A 24,495-nucleotide genomic window follows, 5' to 3' on the forward strand; every position below is an offset into this window, starting at 1 on the left:
GTGTCGCGATTGAAGACTAGCCGGGGGAAATGGATTCTCCTAATAGCTGTCATTGGACTGGTTGCCCTACTGTCGGGATGTACGCCAACGGCGCACAACTCGTATACAACGGCTGACTTGGCAAACGGAACGTTCTGGCAGCGTAATGTCGTGTATTGGTTTGCCAGTGCGCTCGATCAGTTCGCAAAATGGTTTGGCGGCGAATATGGACTGGCCGTCCTGCTGTTGGTGATTATCGTCAGAACCATTATTCTGCCATTAACACTGAAGCAGGTGAAGAGTTCTAAGGCCATGCAGGCCATTCAGCCGCAGCTGAAGGAGATTCAGAAGAAGTATAAGGATACACCAGAAAAGGTTCAGCAGGAAACAATGAAGCTGTTCCAGGAAAATAAGGTTAATCCGATGGCGGGCTGTCTTCCGCTGATCATTCAGATGCCGATTTTTATCGCACTTTATAACGCCATTAGCTATAACTCGGCGCTTCGCGCGCATGATTTTTTATGGCTTCAGCTGGGCAAGCCGGATCACTTGTTCATCCTGCCTGCGCTTGCAGCAATTACAACATTCCTGCAGACGCGTATGATGATGAAGATGAACCCGACCCAGCAGCAGGGCCCGATGCAGTTCATGCTGCTGATATATCCAGTATTGATCTTCATCATGTCATACCAGTTCCCATCAGCACTTCCGCTGTACTGGTTCTACAGTAACATCTATACAATCATACAGAACTTCCTTCTGTACCGTAATACAGGTGAAGCTGCTGCCGCTAACGTTAAGCAGGTTGCCGTAGAATCCAAAGGTAAGAAAAACGCCGGTGCAAGAAACAATCAGTCCGGTAAAAAGGGGGCTAAAAAGTCGAAATGACCAAAGTCGTCGCTTCAGGAAAAACCGTTGAAATTGCTGTGGAACAAGGGCTATCCCAGTTGGGAGTAAGCCGTGATCGCGTGACTGTGAGCGTGTTGGAGCAACCTTCAAAAGGATTCCTGGGGCTATTCCGGACCAGGGAAGCCAAGGTAGAGTTAACTCTGCTCCCGCTTCAAGGTCAGGAAGAAATGATAACGGCTTCGGAACAAATTTCGGCTTCAGCTCCTGTGGCCTCAGCTCCCTCGATAAAGGAGCAGCACGTTGAACCTGTATCCGTCGATCCGGATGATATTCCTGCTATGGCGGAGCAGCAAACGGGGCCAGATCCTTATGAGGAAGCTGTTCAGTTTCTGATCGATGTTGCCCGGGAGATGGGCCTTACCATTAAGGTGAATATTCATCATGGCAAAGATGGCAGCACGTTCGACATTATCGGCTCGGAACTGGGCATGCTAATCGGACGAAGAGGACAGACGCTGGATTCACTGCAGTACTTGGTGAACATTGTTGCTAACCGATATTCTACGGGGTTCATCCGCATCATTCTGGACGCAGAGAATTTCCGTGCACGGCGACAAAAGACACTGGAGGATCTCGCCGAGCGGCTGGCCGGACAAGTTCTGCGAACAGGCAAAGAGAGCATACTTGAACCGATGCCAGCCGCCGAGCGGAAGATCATTCATGCCAGGCTGCAGCATCACAAACAGATTAAAACGTACAGTAAAGGCGAGGACCCCAACAGACGGGTGGTCATCAGCCGCAAATGAAGCAACGCAATGGCCTTCTTGCTCATGCAGCAGGAGCCATTGCTTTTTTTCGTAAATAGAGCAGCAGTTTAAGAGAGGGGGATCCCCATGCTAAGCGAGACAATCGCAGCGATATCTACGGCTGTTGGTGAAGGCGGTATCGCCGTTATTCGGGTGAGCGGCCCGGAAGCTATCAGCGAAGTAGCACAATTATTCAGAAGCAAAACACCACTGACCGAGGCAGCGACACATACGGTTCATTATGGTTTCATTATAGATCCTGCCAGCGGTGAGAAAGCGGAGGAGGTCCTGGTTACGCTGATGCGTGCCCCGCGTTCCTTTACAACCGAGGATGTGGTTGAGATCAGCACCCATGGCGGCGTAGTCTCTGTACAGCGGGTCATGGACTTACTGCTCCAGCAGAAGATTCGTCTGGCTGAGCCGGGGGAATTCACCAAACGTGCTTTTCTCAACGGGCGTATTGACCTCAGTCAGGCGGAGGCTGTCATTGACTTGATTCGCTCCAAATCGAATAAGGCTTTCTCCATTGCTCTAAAGCAGGTGGAGGGGTCACTGTCCGGCAAAATCCGTCTGCTGCGTCAGACGCTGCTGGAGGCACTTGCTCATATCGAGGTGAATATTGATTACCCTGAGCATGATGTTGAATCCCTGACGGCCGAATTTATTAAGGATAAGACAGGTCTGGTCATGAGCGAAATTGATTCTCTGCTGAGGACTGCAGAGCAAGGGAAAATTCTGCGTGAAGGGATTACGACAGCGATTGTCGGCCGTCCGAACGTAGGGAAGTCTTCATTGCTGAACAGTCTGGCCCATGACAATAAAGCTATTGTTACTGATATTCCAGGCACAACCCGTGATGTGATCGAAGAATATATTACTCTGAATCATATCCCGCTTAAACTGCTGGATACAGCAGGAATTCGTGAGACGATGGATGTCGTAGAGCGAATCGGAGTTGAGCGTTCGCGCAACGCAGTTACGGAAGCGGATCTGATCCTGCTCGTTGTGAATGCCAGTGAGCCGCTTCACCCGGATGAAATCGAACTGCTGGAGCAAATCCGCGGTAGACAATTGATTGTCATTATGAATAAAATGGACTTACCTTCGCAGGTAGACCGGGAGGTATTATCCCGTTATGTTGCAGATGACCTTATCGTTCCAATGTCAGTAAAGGATGATCAAGGCGTTAATGATCTGGAGAATGCCATCTCGAAGTTATTTTTCAGCGGGAAGCTGGAGTCGGGGGATCTAACGTATGTCAGCAATGTTCGGCATATTGCACTGCTCAAGAAAGCGAAGCAGTCTCTGCAGGATGCATATGAAGCTGCTGATATGCTGGTGCCTATCGATATGATTCAGATCGATGTACGCCTCGCATGGGAGCAACTGGGTGAGATCGTAGGAGATACGGCACATGACGCCCTGATTGACCAGATCTTCTCACAATTTTGCCTTGGCAAATAAGAGCACAACCGAGTTTGATTTTACGATCGTTGATATAAATGAATTATGGATAACAACAGGAGGTAGTTAAGAATGGGATACAATGGCGGCAGCTTTGATGTCATCGTCGTGGGTGCAGGGCATGCCGGAGTCGAATCTGCACTGGCAGCAGCCCGTATGGGGTGCAGCACGTTGATGATTACAATTAACCTGGATATGGTGGCGTTCATGCCCTGCAACCCGTCTATTGGCGGACCAGCCAAAGGACATGTCGTCCGTGAGATTGATGCGCTTGGCGGTGAGATGGGACGCAACATTGATAAAACCTTTATTCAAATGCGTATGCTGAACACGGGCAAAGGACCGGCCGTTCACGCTTTGCGTGCACAGGCGGATAAGTTCTCTTATCAGCAGACGATGAAGGAAACCATGGAGAAGGAACCTAACCTGACGATGCGTCAGGGAATGGTGGAAGAGCTGATCGTCGAAGACGGTAAATGTGTAGGCGTGATTACGAAGACTGGAACCGAATACCGTGCCAAGTCTGTCGTTATCACAACGGGCACGTACCTGCGCGGTAAAATTATTATGGGCGAGCTCATGTATGAGAGCGGCCCGAACAATCAGCAGCCTTCCATTAAATTATCGGAGAATCTGCGTGAGCTTGGTTTTGAGCTCGTTCGCTTCAAGACGGGTACACCGCCGCGTGTTCACAAGGATACGATTAATTTCTCCAAGACCGAAATTCAACCTGGAGATGAGCAGCCGAAGTTTTTCTCTTATGAGACGGAATCCTCGGACAATGAACAGCTGCCTTGCTGGCTGACCTATACGTCCGAAGTAACGCACCAGATTATCAATGACAATCTGCACCGTGCACCGATGTTTTCGGGAATCATTGAAGGAACCGGACCGCGTTACTGCCCATCGATTGAGGATAAAATTGTACGCTTCAGTGACAAACCGAAGCATCAGATTTTCCTGGAGCCAGAAGGGAAGAATACGGCAGAGTATTACGTTCAGGGGCTGTCGACAAGTCTTCCGGAAGACGTTCAGCTTGCTGTTCTTCGTTCCATCCCAGGTATGGAGAATGTCGAGATGATGCGCAACGGCTATGCGATCGAATACGATGCCATGGTGCCAACGCAATTATGGCCATCCCTTGAAACCAAACGTCTGCCGGGTCTGTTCACAGCGGGTCAGATTAACGGAACCTCCGGATATGAAGAAGCTGCCGGGCAGGGAATTATGGCCGGTATCAATGCTGCACGCAAGGCACAGGGTAAAGAGCCGGTTGTGCTGGATCGATCCCAGGGTTATATCGGCGTCCTGATTGATGATCTGGTAACTAAAGGAACACTGGAACCTTATCGTCTGCTGACTTCGCGTGCGGAATACCGCCTGCTCCTGCGTCACGACAATGCAGACCTGCGTCTGACTCCGATCGGTCATGAGATTGGTCTGATTTCAGATGACCGTTACAACAAATTCCTGGATAAAAAGGCCAAAGTCGAGCAGGAGATTGAGCGTCTAGGTGCCTATAAAGTAAAACCTTCGGAAGTGAATGCCATGCTTGAAGCAGCAGGGTCCGCTCCGATCCAGGATGGAAGCAATCTGCTGAATATGCTGCGTCGTCCCGAGATTACTTATGCCCAGGTTGAAAGTATTGCACCGGCACCCGTTGAGCTGACAGAAGATATGAAGGAGCAGGTTGAAATACAGATTAAATATGCCGGCTATATCGAGAAACAGCTCCTCCATGTAGAACGATTGCAGAAAATGGAGAAGAAAAAGCTTCCTGAAGATATCATATATGAGGAAATTCAGGGACTGGCGATAGAAGCGAAACAAAAGCTGACGGCGATCCGTCCCATCTCTATCGGCCAGGCTTCCCGGATTTCAGGTGTTACCCCTGCAGACATTTCCATCCTGCTGGTTTACCTGGAGCATTACAACCGGGTAACGGCGGCAAGGGGGTAATATGGACGATATTCAAACAGCATTCGTTCAGCGGCTTCAGCAGCACCATATTGAACTGGACGAGGTTCAACTGAATCAGTTTGAATTATATTTTCGCGAGCTGGTGTCATGGAATGAGAAGATGAATCTTACCGGGATTACCGAAAGAGATCAGGTATATACCAAGCATTTTTATGACTCGGTATCTCTTGCCTTCTACCAGGATATGAGCAAAATTGACAGGCTGGCTGATATCGGCTCAGGAGCTGGATTTCCCGGAATTCCTTTGAAGATTTGCTTCCCGCATATCAAGCTGACCATCGTAGATTCCCTGAATAAACGGATTCATTTCCTGCAGCATGTCGTAGATACGCTTGGCTTGGAGGAAGTATCCTTAATTCATGGCAGGGCCGAGGAAATTGGACGTCAGCCCGATCACCGGGACAGCTATGATCTCGTAACAGCCAGGGCGGTTGCCCGAATGGCAGTGCTGAATGAATTTTGTCTTCCCTTTGTAAAGGAAGGCGGTATTTTCGCTGCTATGAAAGGTATTGACCCAGGTGAGGAACTGAAGGAAGCTGCATTTAGTTTACGGGAACTTAAAGGTAAGGTGAGGAAGGTAGAAGCCTTCCAGCTGCCTGTTGAAGAATCGGCACGGCATATTATTCTGATCGATAAAACTGCGGCGACCCCCAAAAAGTACCCGCGCAAGCCGGGGACGCCATTGAAGCTGCCATTGGTCAAAAGTTGATGTTTGGAGGAGGATGTTTCACGTGAAACATCCTCCTTTTTTTATTCAGCAGTGGCTGTCCTTGGCAGGAAATACTGACCGCTCAATCGAATACATAATGCTTCCAGGCTGTGGAGAGAGCTGGGTTTTGCAGGTCATGAATATAGCTTTTCTTGTGCTGGTTACAATAGGATTATTAGAGAAAAAGTGATAGAATAGAATAAGAGAATAAAAGAGATTACACAGCGTTTGATATCGAAGTGGGCTGCGAATCTACGGTTGTCCTGTATATCAGAGTGTTATCGATGAGGCACTGTATGTTATGGTGCTATTATGAAATTAGGTGGTATTCTACGGAATGAAAGAACAATTTTCAAAGTTGTTTGGTCTAACGGAGCGCAGTAACGGGGATGAAGTCAAGCAAATTCCGATTAATGAGATTGTAAGCAGTCCCTATCAACCCCGCACTATCTTTGATGATGACAAAATTGATGAGTTGTGCCAGACGATCCGCACCCACGGGGTTATTCAACCCATCGTTGTAAGATATCGAAATAACCAGTATGAGATTATCGCCGGCGAGCGGCGATGGAGAGCGGTTAAGAAGCTGGGCATGGAGACGATTCCAGCCATTGTCCGCGATTTTAACGATTCCCAGGCTGCATCTATTGCTCTAATTGAGAATCTGCAGCGCGAAGGTCTGACATCTATTGAAGAAGCAGTTGCTTACCAAAAGCTGATTGACTTGCACCAGCTCACGCAGGAGAGTCTTGCTCAGCGACTGGGTAAAAGTCAGTCAACCATCGCGAATAAAATCCGGCTGCTTCAGCTTCCTGACAGTATCAAATCTGCCTTGATGGAACGCAAGCTGTCTGAACGGCATGCCCGCGCACTGTTATCGCTCGATTCCGAAGAGCTGCAGCTGAAGATCATGAACGAAATCATAACGAAAGAGCTCAATGTCAAACAAACTGAAGCTCGGGTTGCCTTTTATAAAGAAGCTGCCAAAATCAAAAAAACAAAACGGGTTTCCTTCACGAAAGATGTACGTCTCGCCTTAAATACAATCCGCCAATCGATTGACATGGTAACCGGCTCTGGTATGGAGATCAAAACCAAGGAAGCTGACCATGAAGATCATTATGAGATCGTGATTCATATCCCTAAACGTAAATGAGGATTTACTCCGGGAAGGCGGCAGCTTGCCGCTTTTTCGTTATTTTGACTCCGCTGATGTTGATGTTGAATCTTGAGAATCAGAGTTAGCTTATGGTTAAGGATTCAACCATGCTGCAATAGCTGGCCTACGAGAAGAGACTTCCTACTAATTATGAGGTGAACGAAGTGTCAAAAATTATTGCCGTAGCGAATCAAAAAGGCGGTGTAGGTAAAACGACGACTTCCGTCAATCTGGGCGCTGGGCTTGCCTCTCTCGGCAAGAAAGTACTGCTGGTGGATATCGATCCCCAGGGGAATACGACCAGTGGTGTAGGTGTCAGTAAAGGAGATGTAGCCAACTGTATCTATGATGTGCTCATTAACGAGGTTGATCCAAATGAAGCAATCGTAAGTACACAGGTACAGGGACTGGACATCATACCGGCAACGATTCAGCTCGCAGGGGCAGAAATCGAGCTGGTACCTACCATATCGAGAGAGCTGCGATTAAAAAAATCCCTGCAGCTGGTGAAACATAAATATGATTATATTTTGATCGATTGTCCGCCGTCTCTGGGCATTCTGACGTTGAACTCCTTGACCGCTTCGGACTCCGTCATCATCCCGATTCAATGTGAGTATTACGCTTTGGAAGGATTAAGCCAGCTGCTCAATACAGTCCGGCTAGTCCAGAAGCATTTAAATACCCATCTTCAGATTGAAGGCGTACTTCTAACGATGTTCGATGCCCGGACCAATCTTGGGATTCAGGTCATCGAAGAGGTGAAAAAGTACTTCCAGAGTAAAGTGTACCGGACCATTATTCCAAGAAATGTGCGTCTAAGCGAGGCTCCTTCCCATGGGCAGTCGATCATTACGTATGATCCGCGTTCACGGGGAGCAGAAGTTTATATTGATTTGGCAAAGGAAGTGATCTCTTATGAGTAAGCGGCTCGGCAAAGGACTTGATGCGCTGATTCCGTCGCTAACCATTCAGGATGATGACAAGGTTGTAGAGGTTCCTCTAGCACAACTGCGTGCCAATCCGTATCAACCGCGCAAGACGTTCGATGAAGAATCCATTCGAGAGCTTGCTGAATCGATTCGTCAGCATGGGGTAATTCAGCCGATTATTGTCCGCAGTGTCCTGCGAGGTTATGAGATTATTGCAGGTGAACGCCGATTCCGTGCTTCTCAATATTGTGGCAAAACAACTATACCTGCTGTTGTACGTAACTTTACAGATCAACAGGTGTCCGAGATTGCACTTATTGAGAATTTGCAGCGTGAGAATTTGAATGCAATGGAAGTGGCTGTAGCTTATCAGGGCCTGATGGAGCAATTTTCACTTACCCAGGAAGAGCTGTCGATGAAGGTCGGAAAGTCACGTTCTCATATCGCGAACTTTCTCCGATTGCTGTCGCTGCCTGATGAAGTGAAGGACCATGTTTCACGTGGAACACTCTCAATGGGACATGCCCGAGCTATTGTTGGTGTGAAGGATGCAGATGTAGTGAAACAGCTGGCCAAGCAGTGCATTCAGCAGCAGTGGAGTGTGCGTGAGCTGGAGGAGGCGGTTCAAAGTCTGGACCGCGGAACAGGCGAGAACAAGGCTAAAGCTAAAGTTAAAAAGCGTGATCCTTATATTGATCATATGGAAGAATCACTGCGCGAACGATTTAAAACAACAGTGAAAATCAAACATAATAAAGATAAGGGGAAGATCGAGCTGAATTACTACAGTCAGCAGGATCTGGAACGACTCCTGGAGCTGCTTCAATAGTTAGCTGGCGAATCCATTCCTCTGAATTAATTGAATACTACGTAGAGAGTTAGACGAGCTATAAATGCTTAACGCTGGAATAGGATATCAGGTAACCCATGCGTGCTGGAACAGGAAAAGAGGTTGTCACGCAAGCTGATGGAAAGCGAACGCATTTAAAAATAACATCATGGATACGCTATTTATCGGAAAGAGGAGTAGATTCAGGTTATGGCTGAAATGAATGAACTGATCTCGGAGCAGCTGGCAGCTATAGTAGGTATACTGGCATTGCTGGTTGCTGTACTGCTGGTGATCGTGATGGTCCAGGGATCAGTGCTGCGAAAAATGCGGCGAAAGTACGAAGTCATGATGGCAGGTAGTGGAGTAGATAATTTGGAAACGTTATTGATTGACCTGAAGATGCAGCTGGACCAGATTGAAGATGAACAAGGTATACAGCAGACCCTGCTTAGGACAGTTAACCAGAAGCTTTCGGATACGAAAGGCAAGGTCGGTATCAAGCGATTCAATGCATTTGGCGAAAGGGGCGGTGAACTCAGTTTCTCGCTTGCCATTCTGAATGAAGGACAGGATGGAATTGTCCTGACCGGGATTTACAATCGGGACGGCTCCTATGTGTATGCCAAGCCGCTCGAAGCAGGCAGTTCACCCTATTCACTGTCAGATGAAGAGAAGGAAGCTATCACTCTTGCGCTGCAGGCAAAATAGAACGATAGTGCCATTCCTTAATGGCAGAATACAGGCTGTTGGCAATAATATCCGATAACCTCATAACCAGACTTAAACGTGTGTTCTGTAGAACAAAATATTCCATAAAACCGCCGACGTTCACGATTCCAGTCAAATGGATATCACCGACCGTCGGTAGTTCTTTATGTACACCTGCTCCAGGCTTTAAAGGCCCACCGGCAACTTGAATACAGCCTACACTTGCAGACTGGCCCAGACAAGCATCAATACCAATGACATAGGGGTCCTGATACTTGGCATGGATCTCATTCAGTGTGTCCTGCAGATTCATGGCATGGACAGGCTGATCGAGCGTGCCGTATAAATGGAAAAGCGGGCTGTTATACTTAGCCAGAGCCGTTCCTACGAGTGGTCCCAGACAGTCACCTGTTGAGCGGTCAGTGCCAATACATACGATAACAACATGCCGCAGACTGCGGGCCTGATGAAGGTGGAACAGCAGACGATGAATGATGGCCGAATGGATACCCGGATCGGTATATGGTATTTTAAGACTTGGCGGATCTTCCAAGGGTGAAGAGTGAGATGAATGAGTCATATCGAATCTTCCTTTCAGGCAGGGGATAGTAGTAACTAGTATATGGAAGACAGCCCCTTTTTATACGCAGGCAGAGCGGGAATCTATATGTTGAGATTTTGGCTTCCGGGTTAATAGAAATAGAAACTTCGTTGAATTAAACAGGTTTGATTGGAAATCACACGAAGTGGTAATGAACGAAAGGTATATCGTGACAACTTAGAATAGACAAGGGGGAGGATTATGTTCAGGGGATATTTGACAAGTGATGCCGGGGATTCAGCCAAACAAACATTTAATGAAGCTAAGAAATTTACCGACAAGATGTGGGACTGGTTAACGAATGGCGAGATGTGGATGAACTTTCTATTTATCTGTATCAAGATTGCTGTGGTACTGATTATAACCCGTATTTTCATCAAAATTGTCTATAAGGTTATTGACCGTTCACTGGAAAATAAAGTCCATCACCGGCTAGGCGGGAATACACGGCGCATGAACACAATTGCTGAATTGCTAAAGAATGTTACCACCGTAGTCTGTAATTTCATTCTCATTCTGCTGGTGCTGTCCCAATTGGGTATTCAGCTGGGGCCATTGATTGCAGGGGCGGGCGTGATCGGGCTGGCTATCGGTTTTGGCGCGCAAAGTCTGGTCAAGGATATTATTACAGGGTTCTTTATCATTTTTGAGGATCAGTTTGCAGTTGGTGATGTGATTCAGACCGGGACCTACAAAGGAACGGTACAACTGATCGGCCTGCGAACAACCCGGCTGGTGAGCTGGAAAGGGGAAGTCCACATTCTGCCGAATGGCACGATTGCACAGGTGACTAATTTCTCCATGTCGAACTCATTGGCTGTCGTGGATGTTCCCTTGAAGGCCGAACGCAATGTGGATGAAGCTGTACAGCTTGTGAAGCATGCATTGGCAGATCTGAAAGTCCAGAATAATTATGTACAGGAAGATCCGGAGGTGCTTGGCGTACAGTCCATGACAACAGCTGAATTTGTAGTTCGTATTGTTGTAGAGTGCTTGCCGAATACACGTGCTGAAGTGGAGCGTAACATTCAGACCGAGGTGAAGAAGGCGCTGGAGCAGGATGAAGCGGCCAAGCAGGCGGCTGCAGAATATGCTGCGGCTCGCGAAGAACAGGACGGAGGGAACTAAGAAAATGGAGCGTAAAACCTTTGAACTGGGGGATATCGTCCAGATGAAGAAGCCGCATCCTTGCGGCAGTAATGAAATGGAGATTATTCGCATGGGCATGGATATTAGGATCAAGTGTGTCGGCTGCCAGCATAGTGTGCTGATTCCAAGAGCCAAATTCGAGAAAAACATGAAGAAAGTGCTTCGCCATGCCAATACCAACGACGAAAATCCCTGATTATTAATGAGCAGCAAAAGACATCTTGTCTTATGGTTGCTTGTATGGTATAATAGGTCTTGCTGCGGAAAGGTACCCAAGAGGTCCAAGGGGGCTGACTCGAAATCAGTTAGGCGTCGCAAGGCGTGCGTGGGTTCGAATCCCACTCTTTCCGCCACTTATCTTATATATGAACAAGCCTTTTGTATCCGAAGAGATGCAGAAGGCTTTTTTGTTGCTTATTTCTTACATATCCAACATGATTACAGCATAAAAAAGAAGGGCCTCTCGGCCCTCCTTCTGGTCGGCGGTGCAATGTTTAGGAACCACATCTCCAACACATTGTGAAACTCGGTGTACTGCAAGCAATACAAGTTCGGAAGGACAAGCCTTCTTCACATCCTGCGCTTCTAATGTCCGGTGCTGATCATCCTGATTGATGTAACGGCTGCGTCATCCAACGGAACCACACCTCTCTCCTTGCACCGCCTGATAATACTATGGCCTTGAATCCTGTTTCTTATACATGTGATTGAACTAAACTGAAGAATGGTCTGGAAAAAGGGTTAGTGTACACGCGCCTTAGTTTTCTTTTTCCACTTGCGGTCATCGTTGGTCGTCTCCGGAAACGTATCGCCCCTTTTCAGGGTCACCTGCTGAGGATTTTGAATTTCCGTATGGAAACTGGCTTCGCCCACCTCCATATATACGCCATTATTTGGTGCCTTATCGCCTGGTTCGAATTCTGTTTTTTCACCCATACTGTTGTCCTCCTTCTGCTGATGAAAAATGAATGCTCAAATAGCTTGCGCTTTATGAGCCTCGGACATGCTGGCAGTACGAGGGAGGACAGGAATAAGAAGAATATGACAATCATTAAAATATAGCTTGAAATTAACTTGCATTGATGTAGGAAATTTGTTATATTTATTTGGTGCGAGTTTTAGGCTCGTTCCTTGCTCTCAACCAAGATTGAGGGCCTTAAGTCCATAAGGAGGTGTAAATATGCGTAAGTATGAAGTGATGTACATTATTCGTCCAGACATCGAGCAGGAAGCTGTTCAGGCTGCTGTCGAAAAATTCCAAGGCATCATCTCCAACGGCGGTGGTGAGATTACAAATCACGACGTGATGGGTAAGCGCCGTCTTGCATATGAGATCAAGAAATTCCGTGATGGCTTCTATGTTCTGGTTAACTTTACTGCAGAGCCTGCAGTTGTTACTGAGCTTGAGCGTATCATGAAAATTTCCGACGAAGTAATTCGTTATCTCATTACGAATGACGTTGCTTAATCACATGATGTGAAGCTGTAACCACTACGTTCAAAGGAGGGGATTCAATTGTTGAACCGTGTAATTCTGATCGGCCGGCTTACTAAAGATCCGGAGTTGCGATATACACCTTCAGGGGTTGCTGTAACGCAATTTACATTGGCAGTAGATCGTCCGTTTACAGCTCAGGGCGGGGAACGCGAAGCGGATTTTATTCCGGTTGTGACCTGGCGACAGCTGGCGGAAACCTGTGCCAACTACCTGCGCAAGGGCCGTCTGACGGCTGTTGAAGGCCGTATCCAAGTACGGAACTATGAGAATAACGAAGGTAAACGTGTATACGTGACTGAAGTTATTGCTGATAATGTTCGTTTCCTGGAATCCAACCGTGATAATAACGGAGGGAACAGCGGCAGCGGTAGCAGTACGCGTGAGGAGCCTTCCTACGGAGGCGGCGGACGCGGAAATAACAATTTCCAGCGGAATAACAACAATCAGGATCCTTTTTCCGATGACGGAAAACCGATCGATATTTCGGATGACGATTTGCCATTTTAATTTGGAAAGGACTGATAATGAATGGGTTTCAAACAAAGAGAAGGCGGAGACGATAACAAAAGACCGGCTCGCCGCGGCGGACGTAACAAACGTCGTAAAGTATGTTTCTTCACTGTGAACAAAATCACTCACATTGACTATAAAGATACTGACTTGCTTAGAAAGTTCATCAGCGAACGCGGTAAAATCTTGCCACGTCGTGTAACTGGAACAAGCGCGAAATACCAACGCATGCTGACTACAGCGATCAAACGCTCCCGTCAAGTAGCACTGCTTCCTTACACAACTGAGTAAGATGAGCAGAAGAAAAGGACAGCCTTAGGGCTGTCCTTTTTTTGTTGTTCGGCATAGCTAACTAAATAGCTATAACCACTTATAGGAAATAACTATAGAGCTAATTGGAAAATTTGTATTTACATAATTATGTAGCCATTGTAATATGTTTTTAACATTCCAGTTGTCATTTTGACAAATAAATGTAATAAGAATATTTGGCTTTGATACAAAACGACTTAATGTCATATTATATGACGTATTATTTGTGCGTTTCATTGGGTGATGCTATTGAAATGCGCTAAATAATTGAATTTTTTAGGATTTTACGTCAACCATTTTAATTTAAAAAAACTATTGACGTAAGATATATTAACATGTAAGATTTACATTAATTTAGCAGTACAAGGTGAGAGAGAAGGCGGTCATTCATTTACAAAAGGGGAAGCAGACTTTTAAATTGACCAATGGTTTATTACAACGGTAATGCTTTAACGGATTATCACTATGACGCTGTACCAGGATGGACATAACAAAAAAGTTGCTAATAACAACTTGCTTTGTAACAGTCAGGGATTGCTCACTGATAACTCCTCTTGATTATCGCGAACCAAGGTCAACATGTCAGGACGCCAGTCACTCAGAGAAAGTCACTTTACAACAGACTAGGGAGGAACATTCATGGCAAAAGGGAAAAAGTGGGGCACCATGCTTGTGGCACTAACTTTGGTTGGAGCATTGTTTGCAGGATGCAGCAGCTCTAATTCCAACAACAACAGCAGTGCAGGGGGATCAACGACCTCCGAACCAAAAGAAACAGCAACTGCAACTGATCAACCGGTTGACGGCGGAACGTTCACGTTCAGCAGCTCTTCCGATATCGTTACGGTAAACCCTTTGTTCGTATCGGATACGGCTTCCGGTGATGCATCTTACTTCTTGTATGCAAACCTGTACGATCTGGACCGTGAAGGTAATGTAGCTGTTGAGCCATGGTCTCTGGCAGCTGAGCTTCCACAAATTTCGGAAGACGGCAAAACCTACACGATCAAGTTGAAAGATACTCCTAAATGGAGCGACGGTCAGCCTGTCACTGCAGATGACGTTGTCTATACCATTAACACAATCAAAAATCCTGAAACAGGCGCGCCTGGTATCAGCAGCTATGACAAAGTAAAAGACGTAGCAAAAGTGGATGATCACACTGTGAAAATCACACTTAGTCAAGTATACGCGCCATTCCAATACACGCTGGCTTCGTCCGTTGTTCCGGCTCACGTTCTGAAGGACATTGCTCCTAAAGATCTGCAGGCGAATGCATACGGTACAGATCCTGCCAAAACCGTAACTAACGGTCCTTGGAAATGGACAGAGTGGAAACAAAAGCAGTACCTGACCTTTGAAGCTGACAGCAGCTACTGGGGTGCTACCAAGCCACATATCGCAAAAGTGGTCTACAAAATTTATGCAGACCAGAACACAGAGGTTCAAGCTCTCCTTAAAGGGGACGTAGACTCTGTTCAAGCGATCCCTGTTACACAGGTTGAGGCTGTTAAGAAGAAAGACGGTATCACCGTGAGCCAAAAACCAGGTCCACAATACGAGTACCTTGGTTTTAACTTCAAGAAAGAAAACTTCCCTGGTAACTACTCGCTGTTCGAAGGTGAGAAAACAAGACAAGCGATTGCTTACGCAATTAACCGTGAAGGTATCGTAAACAACGTTCTGAAAGGCACCGGCGCTCCACTGAATGCTCCATTCCTGCCAGGAACTTGGGCTGACCCGGGCGAGAACGCTACAAGCTATGATTTTAACGTAGAAAAAGCAAAAGAACTGCTGAAAGAAGACGGATGGGCTGACTCTGATGGTGATGGTATCGTTGAGAAGGACGGACACAAATTCTCGTTCGAACTGCAATACAACTCCGGCAACAGCCGTCGTGAGCAAGTATCTTCCATTATCCAGTCCAACCTGAAAGACATCGGTATCGAAGTGAAAACAAGAGCGATTGATTTCTCTGCATGGGTTGACCAGAACCTGAACCCAGGTAAATATCAAGCGATTCTGCTGGCATGGTCCCTGAATACACCTGATCCAGACGGCGAAAGCATCTTCTCTTCGAAGTACTACCCGCCAGCTGGCCAGAACCAAGGTTTCTACAACAACCCGACGCTTGATAAATTGTGGGTAGAAGGTTATTCCACCGTTGACCAAGACAAACGTAAAGAAATTTACAACCAAGTAGCAAAACAAATCTCTACAAACCTGCCATATGTATTCCTGTATCAATACGGTACACCACAAGGTGTAGGTCCTAAAGTGAAGTTCACGGATGCAGACAAACCTGAACCATCCCTGGCTTACGGATATTTCTTCCACATTATCAACTGGTGGACAACGAAGTAACTTAAAAAGGATAAACAGTCAATGGACACGAAGGGGAAGGGGAAAACTTTTCTCCCTTCCTTTTTTTGTTACTGGATACGAATTTCATGAAAACACCTGAATACATGTAGGAGGAACAGGAATGACAGAATATCTTATCCGCCGGGTACTTCAGTCCCTGCTGGTTATTTTCTTGATCACGCTGGTGACTTTCGGACTGATTCATGCTGCACCGGGTGGTCCAACGAAAATGATGCTATCGCCGGGTCTTTCCCAGGAAGCACTGGATATGCAGGCACATAACCTGGGTCTTGACAAGCCGCTGCCTGTCCAATATCTCAACTGGGTAGGGGGGCTGCTGAAAGGAGACCTCGGTTTCACATTTAAGAACCATCTTCCGGTAGGTCAGGTGCTATGGCCGACGGTCGGCAATACCCTGATCTTGATGAGTGTGGCCTGGATTTTCTCAATGATTATTGCGATTCCTTGGGGGATCTACAACAGTACACGTGAATATGGCTTTTCTGACCAGACATCATCCTTTATTTCTTATATCGGTTTTGCCATGCCTACCTTCTGGTTTGGTATTCTGCTGCAGGAGTACTTCTCCCTCAAGCTGGATTGGCTGCCGCTCTCGGATATGTACGCTATGGGGAACGAAGGCAATATCGGCGACCTGTTCATGCATATGATCCTTCCAATCAGTGTATTGACGCTGGGTTTCCTGGCTTCTTACGTAAAATATTCACGTGCCAGCATGCTCGAGGTACTAGAGCAGGATTACATTCGGACTGCACGTGCAAAAGGGGTACCGGAACGTAAAGTGGTATTCCGTCATGCGCTGCGTAACGCCCTAATTCCGATCATTACCATTCTGGGCTTGGATCTGCCGATCCTGGTCGGCGGTGCTACCTTGACGGAGACGGTATTTAACTGGCCGGGTATGGGCCGTCTGTTCGTTGAGATGGCTAATGCGCGGGAATATTCCGTGCTGATGGCGATTACAATTATTACTGCAGTCGTGGTTGTTATTGGCAACCTGATTGCTGATATTCTGTACGCAGTTGTCGATCCTCGTGTCCAACTGGGCGGAAAAGGGGGGAGATCTGCATGAGTAATATCAATCTACAAAAGAACACGCCGGATAACTCTGCGGAACGTCTGCCGGATCACCCGCAGATTTCCCCACAGCCAACCGGACAGGCTGCTCCATTGGAGCCAGGCAAAAAGCCGCCGGGACCATGGGCGGTGGTGTGGAAGAAATTCTCGCATAATCCGTTCGCCATGGTTGGTCTAGTTGTACTGCTCATTTTTGTATTCTTGGCTTTATTCGCACGGATGATAGCACCTTATGACCCTGCCAAAATTGACTTGATGTTTGCCAATTTGGCTGTAGGCTCAGAAGGGCACCTGCTGGGTACCGATGAGCTTGGACGTGACATTTTGTCCCGCCTGCTCTACAGCAGCCAGATCTCCCTTGGAGTAGGTTTTGCTGTAGCCTTTGTTTCTGTCGTTATCGGTTCTCTTGTAGGAGCGATCTCCGGTTATTTCGGGGGCTGGATCGATACCATCTTCATGCGTCTGGTTGACGTTATCAATTCTGTGCCTCTGCTGTTCCTGAACATCCTGATCCTGGCCATCTTCGGCTCCAAGATCAGTTATATGATTATGATTTTGGCCTTTACGAGCTGGATGGGTGTGGCCCGTCTCGTCCGCGGAACATTCCTGCAGCTGCGGGAGATGCAGTATGTCGAAGCTGCTAAAGCGATTGGTGTGTCGAGTTGGGGCATTATTTTCAGACATTTGCTCCGTAATGCCAGCTTCCCTATCATTGTTAACGCAACACTGATGGTCGGTGGTGCGATTCTGAGTGAGTCTGCGCTGTCCTACCTTGGCCTGGGCGTTCAGGCACCAGCTACAAGCTGGGGCTTGATGCTGAGCAACTCGCAGGAGTTCATGCTTACGGATCCAATGCAAGCTGTATATCCTGGTCTTTGTATCCTGATCGTCGTACTGGCTGTTAACTTTATCGGTGACGGCATTCGTGATGCACTGGATCCTAGACAGAAAAAGATGATTACTCCGAGGAGGTTGGACAAATGGCGGAAAAATTACTCGAAGTAAGAGATCTGACAACCGGCTTTATATCGGAAAAAGGGATTGTGAAAGCGACAGACCGGATTTCGATTACTTTGAACAAGGGGCAGACCCTATGTCTCGTCGGCGAGTCCGGCAGTGGTAAAAGCGTAACCTCCCTGGCGATTATGCGGCTGATCGATTATGCCGGCGGCCTGCTGCTTGAAGGGAACGTTAACTTTAAAGGTGAAGACCTGACGAAGAAAAGTCAGGAGCAGATGCGCAGCATTCGCGGGAATCAGATCGCGATGATCTTCCAGGACCCGATGTCTGCCCTGAATCCGGTGTTCTCGGTGGGTGAACAGATTGCGGAGAGTCTGCGCCTGCATCAGAACAAAAGCAATGAAGAAGCATGGAATGCAGCAGTAGAACTGCTGCGCAAGGTCGGTATCCCGGCACCGGAAATCCGGGCCAAGCAGTATCCCCATGAGCTGTCCGGCGGTATGTGTCAGCGTGTCGTTATTGCCATTGCGCTGGCCTGTAATCCGGAGCTGCTGATTGCGGACGAGCCAACGACGGCTTTGGACGTAACGGTTCAGGCACAGATTCTTGATCTGCTGCGCGAGCTGCAGGAGGATATCGGCATGTCGATCCTTTTGATCACACATGATATGGGCGTTGCAGCCGAGATGGCCGATCGTGTCGCCGTTATGTACGCAGGTGCGATTGTGGAGGAAGGAACGGTAGAGGAGATTTTTGCCAATCCGAGCCATCCTTATACCGTAGGCCTGCTGCAGTCCATCCCCGGGTTTGAAGGCTCACGCGGTGAGGAGCTGTATACGATCAAGGGAAGCATTCCGGGTCTGGGCCAGCTGCCTGGCGGATGCCGCTTTAATCCGCGCTGTCCGCACGCCATGGATATCTGCCGTCAGCAGGAGCCGCCTAACTTCAGCGTGGGCAGCGATCATCATGCCGTCTGCTGGCTGCATGAGAAGAACATTCGTGAAGCTCACACTGGAGAGAACGGGGTGAAGAACGTATGAGCACGGTGAAGGCAAATCAAGATCCAGAGAATCTGATTGAGGTTGAGCACCTGAAGAAGTATTTTCCGATCAAAAAAGGTCTTTTAAATAAGGTTGTAGGACATGTAAAAGCGGTTGATGACGTCTCTCTGACGATTCGAAAAGGGGAAACGCTAGGTCTTGTTGGCGAGTCCGGCTGCGGCAAGTCCACCTTGGGCCGTGTCATCCTGCGCCTTCAGGGCGCAACAGAGGGTGAGGTCAAGTTCGAGGGCAAAGATATTCACAAAATGAGCAATAACGAGCTTCGCAAAATGCGTGAGGAAATGCAGATCATTTTCCAGGATCCGTTCGGTTCTCTGAATCCTCGCTTTCTGGTCAAAGATATTATCGGAGAACCTCTCAAGGTTCATCGTAATATGAGCGCCAAAGACATCGATAAGCGGGTTGTTGAGCTTATGGAGCTTGTAGGCCTTGATGCCAGCCGCCGGAATCGCTATCCGCATGAATTCTCCGGCGGTCAGCGTCAACGGATTGGTATTGCCCGGGCAATAGCTCTGAACCCTCAATTTATCGTAGCTGATGAGGCGGTATCTGCACTGGACGTATCCGTTCAATCCCAGGTAATCAATCTGTTGATGAAGCTGCAGAAGGAAATGGGCCTGACCTTCCTCTTCATCGCACATGGTCTGAATGTCGTACGGCATATCTCGGACCGTGTAGGGGTTATGTATTTAGGCAAGCTGGTCGAGGTGGCTGAAACTGAGGAGCTTTATGCAAAACCACTGCATCCTTATACAGCTGCTCTGCTATCTTCTATTCCTAAACCGAATCCGGGCACGAAGCGCAAACGGATCGTACTGCAAGGGGATGTACCTTCCCCGGCCAACCCGCCGTCAGGCTGCAGGTTCCATACCCGCTGTCCAATGGCTCAGGATAAATGCAGATCTCAGGAGCCGCTGCTTGAGGAAGTGCTGCCAGGCCGTCAGGTGGCCTGCCATTTCCCAATTGGACTGCAGGATGAGGTTCATCTGGAAGATGCGCATAACCATGCCAAAATCGAGACCGTCTAACGTATAGAAGAAGCCTGTATCCCGAATGAGGGGTACAGGCTTTTTGCATTTTCTTGGGTATGTATCTGCTTCAAAATGGAGCTGGTAAAAAAAAGATGACAAAATTTTAAAAAATTGCAGACAAAATGGTCACTTCCTGCGTCTATATAATATGGGGGTATGGACGATGACGAAAAAATGGATAAAAGCTGCTGCCGGTGCAGTTCTGATTATACTGATATTCAGCATTTATAAACCGCAGGTATGGGCAAGTAAGCCGAATCTGCATGCCTCTTCAGCTGTGCTGCTGGATATGAATACAGGCAAGGTAATGGTCAATATAAACGGACAGTCCCTAATGCCAACCTCTAGTATGGCCAAGCTGATGACGGAGCTGCTGATTCTGGAAGATGTCCGTGAATCGCGTACGACGTGGGGGGATCCGGTAACGATAAGCAGATATGCCAGCTCCGTGGGCGGTATGAATCTGTCCCTGCATGAGGGCGACGTGCTGAGCGTGAGGGACTTGTTCGAAAGTGTGGCGGTCTATTCAGCTAATGATGCAGCCGTGGCACTGGCTGAGCACTCAGCCGGGACAGAAGCCAAATTTGTGCGCAGGATGAATGAAAAAGCAGCAGAGCTGAAGCTGGTGGACGGAAGTTACTTTGCCAACGCTTCAGGCCTGAGCCCGGGGGAACTGGGACCCTACCGTCCTGCCGAAATCCAGGGAGTAACCCGCCTGTCTGCAGCAGATACAGCCCGGCTGGCTTCTTATCTAATCTCCAACTACCCGGAAGTATTGAAGATGTCCAGTCAGCCGCAGCTGGAACTCAGCAGCAGAGGCTTATACTTAAGCAATGGTAATCTGATGCTTCCTACGCTCGGAGGACCTTACTCTTATGCCGGTACGGACGGTCTTAAGACAGGCTACAGCTTTGAATCGGGATACTGCTTTACCGGAACAGCCGAACGGGATGGTACCCGTCTGGTGGCGGTTGTTATGGGTGCGAGCACGAGAGATGAACGTTTCAATGAGACACGCAAGCTGTTTGATTACGGTTTTGCCCATACACCAAGTCTGAAGGAACGGTTCATGAAGTGGTTTGATATTGAACCGGAAACAAAGACCAGCGGAGCATAAATCAACCGGCTTCGGCATATATATAGCAGCACAGGCTGGGTTCAACATTTCAGTGGATGAGGTGTTCGGGGTCAGCCTGTTTTGATGTCCAGAGATGTATTTTTACGGAAATCTATTCGAATTTGTCATTTCCCTTTAACCTCATAATATATTACAATAAGAATGAAGTTTTTATGAAAAAGCTAGATTGTATCTTGCGTGAATTCGTACTTAGGCGCAAGCGCGTCAGGATAAAAGCAAGGGTTTAATACATTAAGGGCCTTCTCTTCTTTAAAGGTGTGGTCCTGGCATATACTATGGCATATTATGATCGTGGAGAAGGACAACTAACTATGGAAAAAAGAAGCAGCAAACGAAAGAAGAAGAGATCCAAAAAAGGCCTTTATATCACACTTGCCGTTCTGGTACTGCTGGCAGCCGGAGGATATATCTTTCGCAAACAGCTTGCGGTCGCGGCTTTTGACATGTTCCTCTCCAAATCGCTTGAGAACAAACTGCAGGATTCCTATCAGCCTCGAGGGGGAGAGCAGAAGGCTCAGGCCGAGCCGATTGTCTATCAGGATAAACCTTTCTCAGTGCTGCTGTTAGGTACAGATGAGAGACCGGAAGACAAAACACGCGGACGTTCGGACACGGTTATCTATGCGGTTGTTCGTCCCAAGGAGTCCCGTGTGCTGCTGGTATCCGTTCCCCGTGATACTTATGTTCAGATTGTAGGCAGAGATCAGGATAAAGACGGTGTAGATGATCATGACAAGCTGGCGCATGCTTACGCCTTTGGCGGGGTGGATATGTCCATTGATACCGTTGAGAAGTTTCTTGGCGGTAAAGTGAATAATTATGCAACAATTAACTTCGAGGCCATCAAGGATGCAGTGGATGCTCTTGGCGGTGTGAAGCTGCCGATCGAGAAGGATATTGTAGCGGATAATCCGATTCATATTCAGTTTACGATCAAAGGCGGCAAGCCGATCTATGACGGCCAGGATGCTTTGTATTATGTTCGCTACCGCGAGGACAGTGACTTTAACCGCACTAAAAGGCAGCAGATTTTTATGAATGCGGTGGCTGATGAAGTTTTGTCGCTGAATGGGATTACGAAGATTCCAGATCTTCTCGATATTATGGGCCAAAACTTCAAAACGGATATGCAGCCAAGCTTCATTCTGGATCTGGCCAAACAGGTTATGATGCAGACAAGTCCGCAGATTTCCAGTTTTACTGTGATGGGCGAGGGCTATCGCAGCAAGAAGGATGGCCTGTATTATGATAAAGCTAATGAAAAGGATCTCAACTATGCCAAAGAGCTGATCGAGAACTGGATGGACCCGGACACGCAGGTTGCCGAGCTGAAAATTCCGGACCGCCAGAAGATTCAATAAAGTTGTTCAGGCCGTGGGCTGATGAAACAGCCGCATGAAGCATATACATCAGCAGGCGGCCCAAACCGGCTGCTGATTTTGTTCCTTGTGAAACATGAATGAGTACCTAAAGGCAGGGAGGATCGTTTGATGAATATTGCATTTTTTTTGCTGCCTAAACTGGAAGTGGCCTTTGTAACTTCTGATTCCACACTCCGTCAGACGCTGGAGCGTATGGAATATCACCGTTTTACCGCCATACCGGTTCTGGACGCTAAAGGAAAATATGTCGGCACAGTCACCGAAGGGGATCTGTTGTGGCATATGAAAAATTCTAATGGAAAGATTACATTTGAAAACGCTTCAAAATTTTACCTGAAGGATGTGCCGCTGCGCCTGGATATTAAACCGGTACTGATTGAATCGAATATGGAAGATCTGATCAACCTGGCTAAAGTGCAGAACTTTGTACCGGTTGTCGATGATATGGAGCATTTTATCGGTCTGGTACGCCGCAGTCAGATCATAGAATACTGTGAGCAGTTTGTGTCCCGGGAATCCCTGCAGTCTTGATTCAGGACAGGAGGATTCCGGTTATTTAGGTTCTGTTGTATATGGAAGATCGGATGAAGGCGTGCCGCCCTGTAAACTATAGTGTGGTACGCTTTTTATTTGGTCCTGTTGAAAATTGTTGCAATCCGGAGGGTCACTTCGTTAAAGTCGGCCTCTGTGCTATAATGGAGAATAAAGCTTTTTCAGGGAGTGTGACTCATCCGATTATGCCTAAAGAACTCGATGTAGCGAAGCGCGCAAAAGTGATTGAATGGCTCAAAACGGAAGTGCTCGATCAGGTATCCCGGTTGTTCAAAGCCTTATGGGAAGGAAGTACATCAAGAATCGGCGACAGTCTGGCCAGCCTTATTATGAGCAGCTATATTCTGGGCCGCAGGTTAGGTATTCCTTACCGTGATCTGGATGAGCAGCTGCTCGATAAGCTGAGGAAACACCGGCAGGAGGGACACCAGCTTGAAGACTGGTACCAGGATATATCCGCGCTAGAAGAACATATGCGTAAGAGGTGAACATATTGAAATTTCGCTGGTCTACAGCGGTATGGAGCATTATATTTTTAATCCTTCTGCTGTCATTGGGGACACCCTTGTCCGTTATAACTTTATTTCTGCTCATTGTGCCTGGGGCGGTATTGTATGCAGCTCTGCCGCTGCGGCAGTTCATATGGCATATTGTACCGGTGGCATTAATTGCGCTGATCCTTGATCCATTAAATTTAATAAGAATGATTAGTTTTATAATTCCTTCCATCGTGATGGGTCATTTCTACAAACGAAAGGCCTCGGCCTTCCGTACCATTATGGCGGGAATGATTACGCTGCTCGCGGAATTCCTGCTGCTGCTGATCATCGGATCCCTGTTTTTTCAATTTGATCTGTCCCAGGAAATTCGTGATTTGGTCAGCCTGGTCGTCACGCCGCTCCAGGAAGCTGAACGTACGGGTGCCCTGACAAGCGGAATCAACTGGAGTGATGCAGATACCGAGCTGGTAGCTAATGACATTGTACAGCTGATCCCGTTCACGTTGATTCTGACTTCGCTGATCATGTCTTTTATCACACACATTATTGTTCGTCCGAATCTGGAGAGCCTGGGTCATGCTGCACCTAAGCTGCCGCCAGCCCGGCTGTGGCGCCTGCCGCGTTCGCTGATCGGGTACTACCTGCTGGCATGGATCCTTGAACTGATTACACACAACAACAGCAGTTCCACTCTGGGCGTGATCGGGCTTAATCTGATGCATCTGGTACAGCTGTGTTTCCTGATTCAGGCGATCGGCTTCTGCTTCTTCCTGGTACATGAACGCAAATGGCACCCTGCTTTAACGGTTTTGCTGGTTGCGGTCGTCATCATTTTCCAGAATCCATTGCGTATTGTGGGGATTATCGACCTGGCATTCCCACTGCGTGAAGCCATTACGAGATCAAAGAGATAGGGTGAAG

Annotated in this window: 27 protein-coding genes and 1 tRNA gene; 26 read left to right on the forward strand and 2 right to left on the reverse strand. The window is 47.7% G+C overall.

Annotated elements, in window-relative coordinates; genetic code table 11:
• From Q5741_RS06995 to Q5741_RS07040, 10 genes are all read left to right on the forward strand, one after another.
• Complete coding sequence (locus Q5741_RS06995) at positions 1-867, forward strand: YidC/Oxa1 family membrane protein insertase (RefSeq protein ID WP_305023367.1); 867 nt, start codon at positions 1-3, stop codon at positions 865-867.
• Positions 864-1,634, forward strand: coding sequence for an RNA-binding cell elongation regulator Jag/EloR (jag, locus tag Q5741_RS07000; RefSeq protein ID WP_305023368.1), 771 nt, complete (start codon positions 864-866; stop codon positions 1,632-1,634). The genes Q5741_RS06995 and jag overlap by 4 nt, the downstream gene beginning before the upstream one ends.
• 87 nt (positions 1,635-1,721) lie before the next feature.
• Positions 1,722-3,098, forward strand: coding sequence for a tRNA uridine-5-carboxymethylaminomethyl(34) synthesis GTPase MnmE (gene mnmE, locus Q5741_RS07005; RefSeq protein ID WP_305023369.1), 1,377 nt, complete (start codon positions 1,722-1,724; stop codon positions 3,096-3,098).
• A gap of 72 nt (positions 3,099-3,170) precedes the next feature.
• A complete protein-coding gene (gene mnmG / locus Q5741_RS07010; protein WP_305023370.1) occupies positions 3,171-5,057 on the forward strand; it encodes a tRNA uridine-5-carboxymethylaminomethyl(34) synthesis enzyme MnmG in 1,887 nt (628 codons plus the stop codon).
• Between the two features lies 1 nt (position 5,058).
• Positions 5,059-5,787: a 16S rRNA (guanine(527)-N(7))-methyltransferase RsmG gene (gene rsmG / locus Q5741_RS07015; protein ID WP_305023371.1), complete on the forward strand. Its 729-nt coding sequence runs from the start codon at positions 5,059-5,061 to the stop codon at positions 5,785-5,787.
• 22 nt (positions 5,788-5,809) lie between these two features.
• Positions 5,810-5,977: a hypothetical protein gene (locus Q5741_RS07020; RefSeq protein WP_305023372.1), complete on the forward strand. Its 168-nt coding sequence runs from the start codon at positions 5,810-5,812 to the stop codon at positions 5,975-5,977.
• A 147-nt stretch (positions 5,978-6,124) separates the two neighbouring features.
• Positions 6,125-6,943, forward strand: coding sequence for a nucleoid occlusion protein (gene noc / locus Q5741_RS07025; RefSeq protein ID WP_305023373.1), 819 nt, complete (start codon positions 6,125-6,127; stop codon positions 6,941-6,943).
• 167 nt (positions 6,944-7,110) lie between these two features.
• On the forward strand, positions 7,111-7,872 hold the full coding sequence (locus tag Q5741_RS07030) for a ParA family protein (RefSeq protein WP_305023374.1): 762 nt from the start codon (positions 7,111-7,113) through the stop codon (positions 7,870-7,872).
• The gene (locus tag Q5741_RS07035; protein WP_305023375.1) at positions 7,865-8,707 is read left to right on the forward strand and encodes a ParB/RepB/Spo0J family partition protein; all 843 of its coding nucleotides are present in this window, start codon (positions 7,865-7,867) and stop codon (positions 8,705-8,707) included. The genes Q5741_RS07030 and Q5741_RS07035 overlap by 8 nt, the downstream gene beginning before the upstream one ends.
• A gap of 210 nt (positions 8,708-8,917) precedes the next feature.
• Positions 8,918-9,418 carry a DUF4446 family protein gene (locus tag Q5741_RS07040; RefSeq protein WP_305023376.1) on the forward strand — a complete coding sequence of 167 codons (501 nt, stop codon included), beginning with the start codon at positions 8,918-8,920 and terminating at the stop codon, positions 9,416-9,418.
• Here the strand turns inward: Q5741_RS07040 and yyaC are convergent.
• The gene (gene yyaC / locus Q5741_RS07045) at positions 9,393-9,998 is read right to left on the reverse strand and encodes a spore protease YyaC (protein WP_305023377.1); all 606 of its coding nucleotides are present in this window, start codon (positions 9,996-9,998) and stop codon (positions 9,393-9,395) included. The genes Q5741_RS07040 and yyaC overlap by 26 nt on opposite strands.
• A gap of 222 nt (positions 9,999-10,220) precedes the next feature.
• Between yyaC and Q5741_RS07050 the strand changes: the two genes are divergently transcribed.
• From Q5741_RS07050 to Q5741_RS07060, 3 genes are all read left to right on the forward strand, one after another.
• The gene (locus Q5741_RS07050) at positions 10,221-11,147 is read left to right on the forward strand and encodes a mechanosensitive ion channel family protein (protein WP_305023378.1); all 927 of its coding nucleotides are present in this window, start codon (positions 10,221-10,223) and stop codon (positions 11,145-11,147) included.
• A gap of 4 nt (positions 11,148-11,151) precedes the next feature.
• Complete coding sequence (locus tag Q5741_RS07055; protein WP_305023379.1) at positions 11,152-11,364, forward strand: DUF951 domain-containing protein; 213 nt, start codon at positions 11,152-11,154, stop codon at positions 11,362-11,364.
• Positions 11,365-11,430: 66 nt separating this feature from the next.
• Positions 11,431-11,521 (forward strand) — tRNA-Ser (locus Q5741_RS07060).
• A 388-nt stretch (positions 11,522-11,909) separates the two neighbouring features.
• Here the strand turns inward: Q5741_RS07060 and Q5741_RS07065 are convergent.
• Positions 11,910-12,104: a YjzC family protein gene (locus Q5741_RS07065; RefSeq protein WP_305023380.1), complete on the reverse strand. Its 195-nt coding sequence runs from the start codon at positions 12,102-12,104 to the stop codon at positions 11,910-11,912.
• 244 nt (positions 12,105-12,348) lie between these two features.
• Between Q5741_RS07065 and rpsF the strand changes: the two genes are divergently transcribed.
• From rpsF to Q5741_RS07130, 13 genes are all read left to right on the forward strand, one after another.
• The gene (gene rpsF / locus Q5741_RS07070; RefSeq protein WP_305023381.1) at positions 12,349-12,636 is read left to right on the forward strand and encodes a 30S ribosomal protein S6; all 288 of its coding nucleotides are present in this window, start codon (positions 12,349-12,351) and stop codon (positions 12,634-12,636) included.
• 48 nt (positions 12,637-12,684) lie between these two features.
• A complete protein-coding gene (ssb, locus tag Q5741_RS07075) occupies positions 12,685-13,173 on the forward strand; it encodes a single-stranded DNA-binding protein (RefSeq protein WP_305023382.1) in 489 nt (162 codons plus the stop codon).
• Positions 13,174-13,194: 21 nt separating this feature from the next.
• A complete protein-coding gene (gene rpsR / locus Q5741_RS07080; protein WP_305023383.1) occupies positions 13,195-13,467 on the forward strand; it encodes a 30S ribosomal protein S18 in 273 nt (90 codons plus the stop codon).
• Between the two features lie 660 nt (positions 13,468-14,127).
• Entirely contained in the window at positions 14,128-15,852 is a 1,725-nt protein-coding gene (locus Q5741_RS07085; protein ID WP_305023384.1) for an ABC transporter substrate-binding protein, read from the forward strand.
• A gap of 121 nt (positions 15,853-15,973) precedes the next feature.
• The gene (locus tag Q5741_RS07090; protein ID WP_305023385.1) at positions 15,974-16,945 is read left to right on the forward strand and encodes an ABC transporter permease; all 972 of its coding nucleotides are present in this window, start codon (positions 15,974-15,976) and stop codon (positions 16,943-16,945) included.
• Positions 16,942-17,955: an ABC transporter permease gene (locus Q5741_RS07095; protein ID WP_305023386.1), complete on the forward strand. Its 1,014-nt coding sequence runs from the start codon at positions 16,942-16,944 to the stop codon at positions 17,953-17,955. Before Q5741_RS07090 ends, Q5741_RS07095 begins: the two co-directional genes overlap by 4 nt.
• The gene (locus Q5741_RS07100; RefSeq protein ID WP_305023387.1) at positions 17,931-18,950 is read left to right on the forward strand and encodes an ABC transporter ATP-binding protein; all 1,020 of its coding nucleotides are present in this window, start codon (positions 17,931-17,933) and stop codon (positions 18,948-18,950) included. Before Q5741_RS07095 ends, Q5741_RS07100 begins: the two co-directional genes overlap by 25 nt.
• Entirely contained in the window at positions 18,947-19,999 is a 1,053-nt protein-coding gene (locus tag Q5741_RS07105) for an ABC transporter ATP-binding protein (RefSeq protein ID WP_305023388.1), read from the forward strand. The genes Q5741_RS07100 and Q5741_RS07105 overlap by 4 nt, the downstream gene beginning before the upstream one ends.
• 166 nt (positions 20,000-20,165) lie before the next feature.
• Positions 20,166-21,119: a D-alanyl-D-alanine carboxypeptidase family protein gene (locus Q5741_RS07110; protein ID WP_305023389.1), complete on the forward strand. Its 954-nt coding sequence runs from the start codon at positions 20,166-20,168 to the stop codon at positions 21,117-21,119.
• A gap of 332 nt (positions 21,120-21,451) precedes the next feature.
• Positions 21,452-22,501, forward strand: coding sequence for an LCP family protein (locus tag Q5741_RS07115; RefSeq protein WP_305023390.1), 1,050 nt, complete (start codon positions 21,452-21,454; stop codon positions 22,499-22,501).
• A 129-nt stretch (positions 22,502-22,630) separates the two neighbouring features.
• Positions 22,631-23,053, forward strand: coding sequence for a CBS domain-containing protein (locus Q5741_RS07120; protein WP_305023391.1), 423 nt, complete (start codon positions 22,631-22,633; stop codon positions 23,051-23,053).
• 206 nt (positions 23,054-23,259) lie between these two features.
• On the forward strand, positions 23,260-23,562 hold the full coding sequence (locus tag Q5741_RS07125) for a MazG-like family protein (protein ID WP_305023807.1): 303 nt from the start codon (positions 23,260-23,262) through the stop codon (positions 23,560-23,562).
• Positions 23,559-24,488: a DUF2232 domain-containing protein gene (locus Q5741_RS07130; protein ID WP_305023392.1), complete on the forward strand. Its 930-nt coding sequence runs from the start codon at positions 23,559-23,561 to the stop codon at positions 24,486-24,488. Before Q5741_RS07125 ends, Q5741_RS07130 begins: the two co-directional genes overlap by 4 nt.
• The last annotated feature ends 7 nt before the right edge of the window (positions 24,489-24,495 follow it).

Origin of the sequence: Paenibacillus lacisoli (genome assembly GCF_030580655.1) — a bacterium.
In the GTDB taxonomy this organism is placed as follows: domain Bacteria; phylum Bacillota; class Bacilli; order Paenibacillales; family Paenibacillaceae; genus Paenibacillus; species Paenibacillus lacisoli.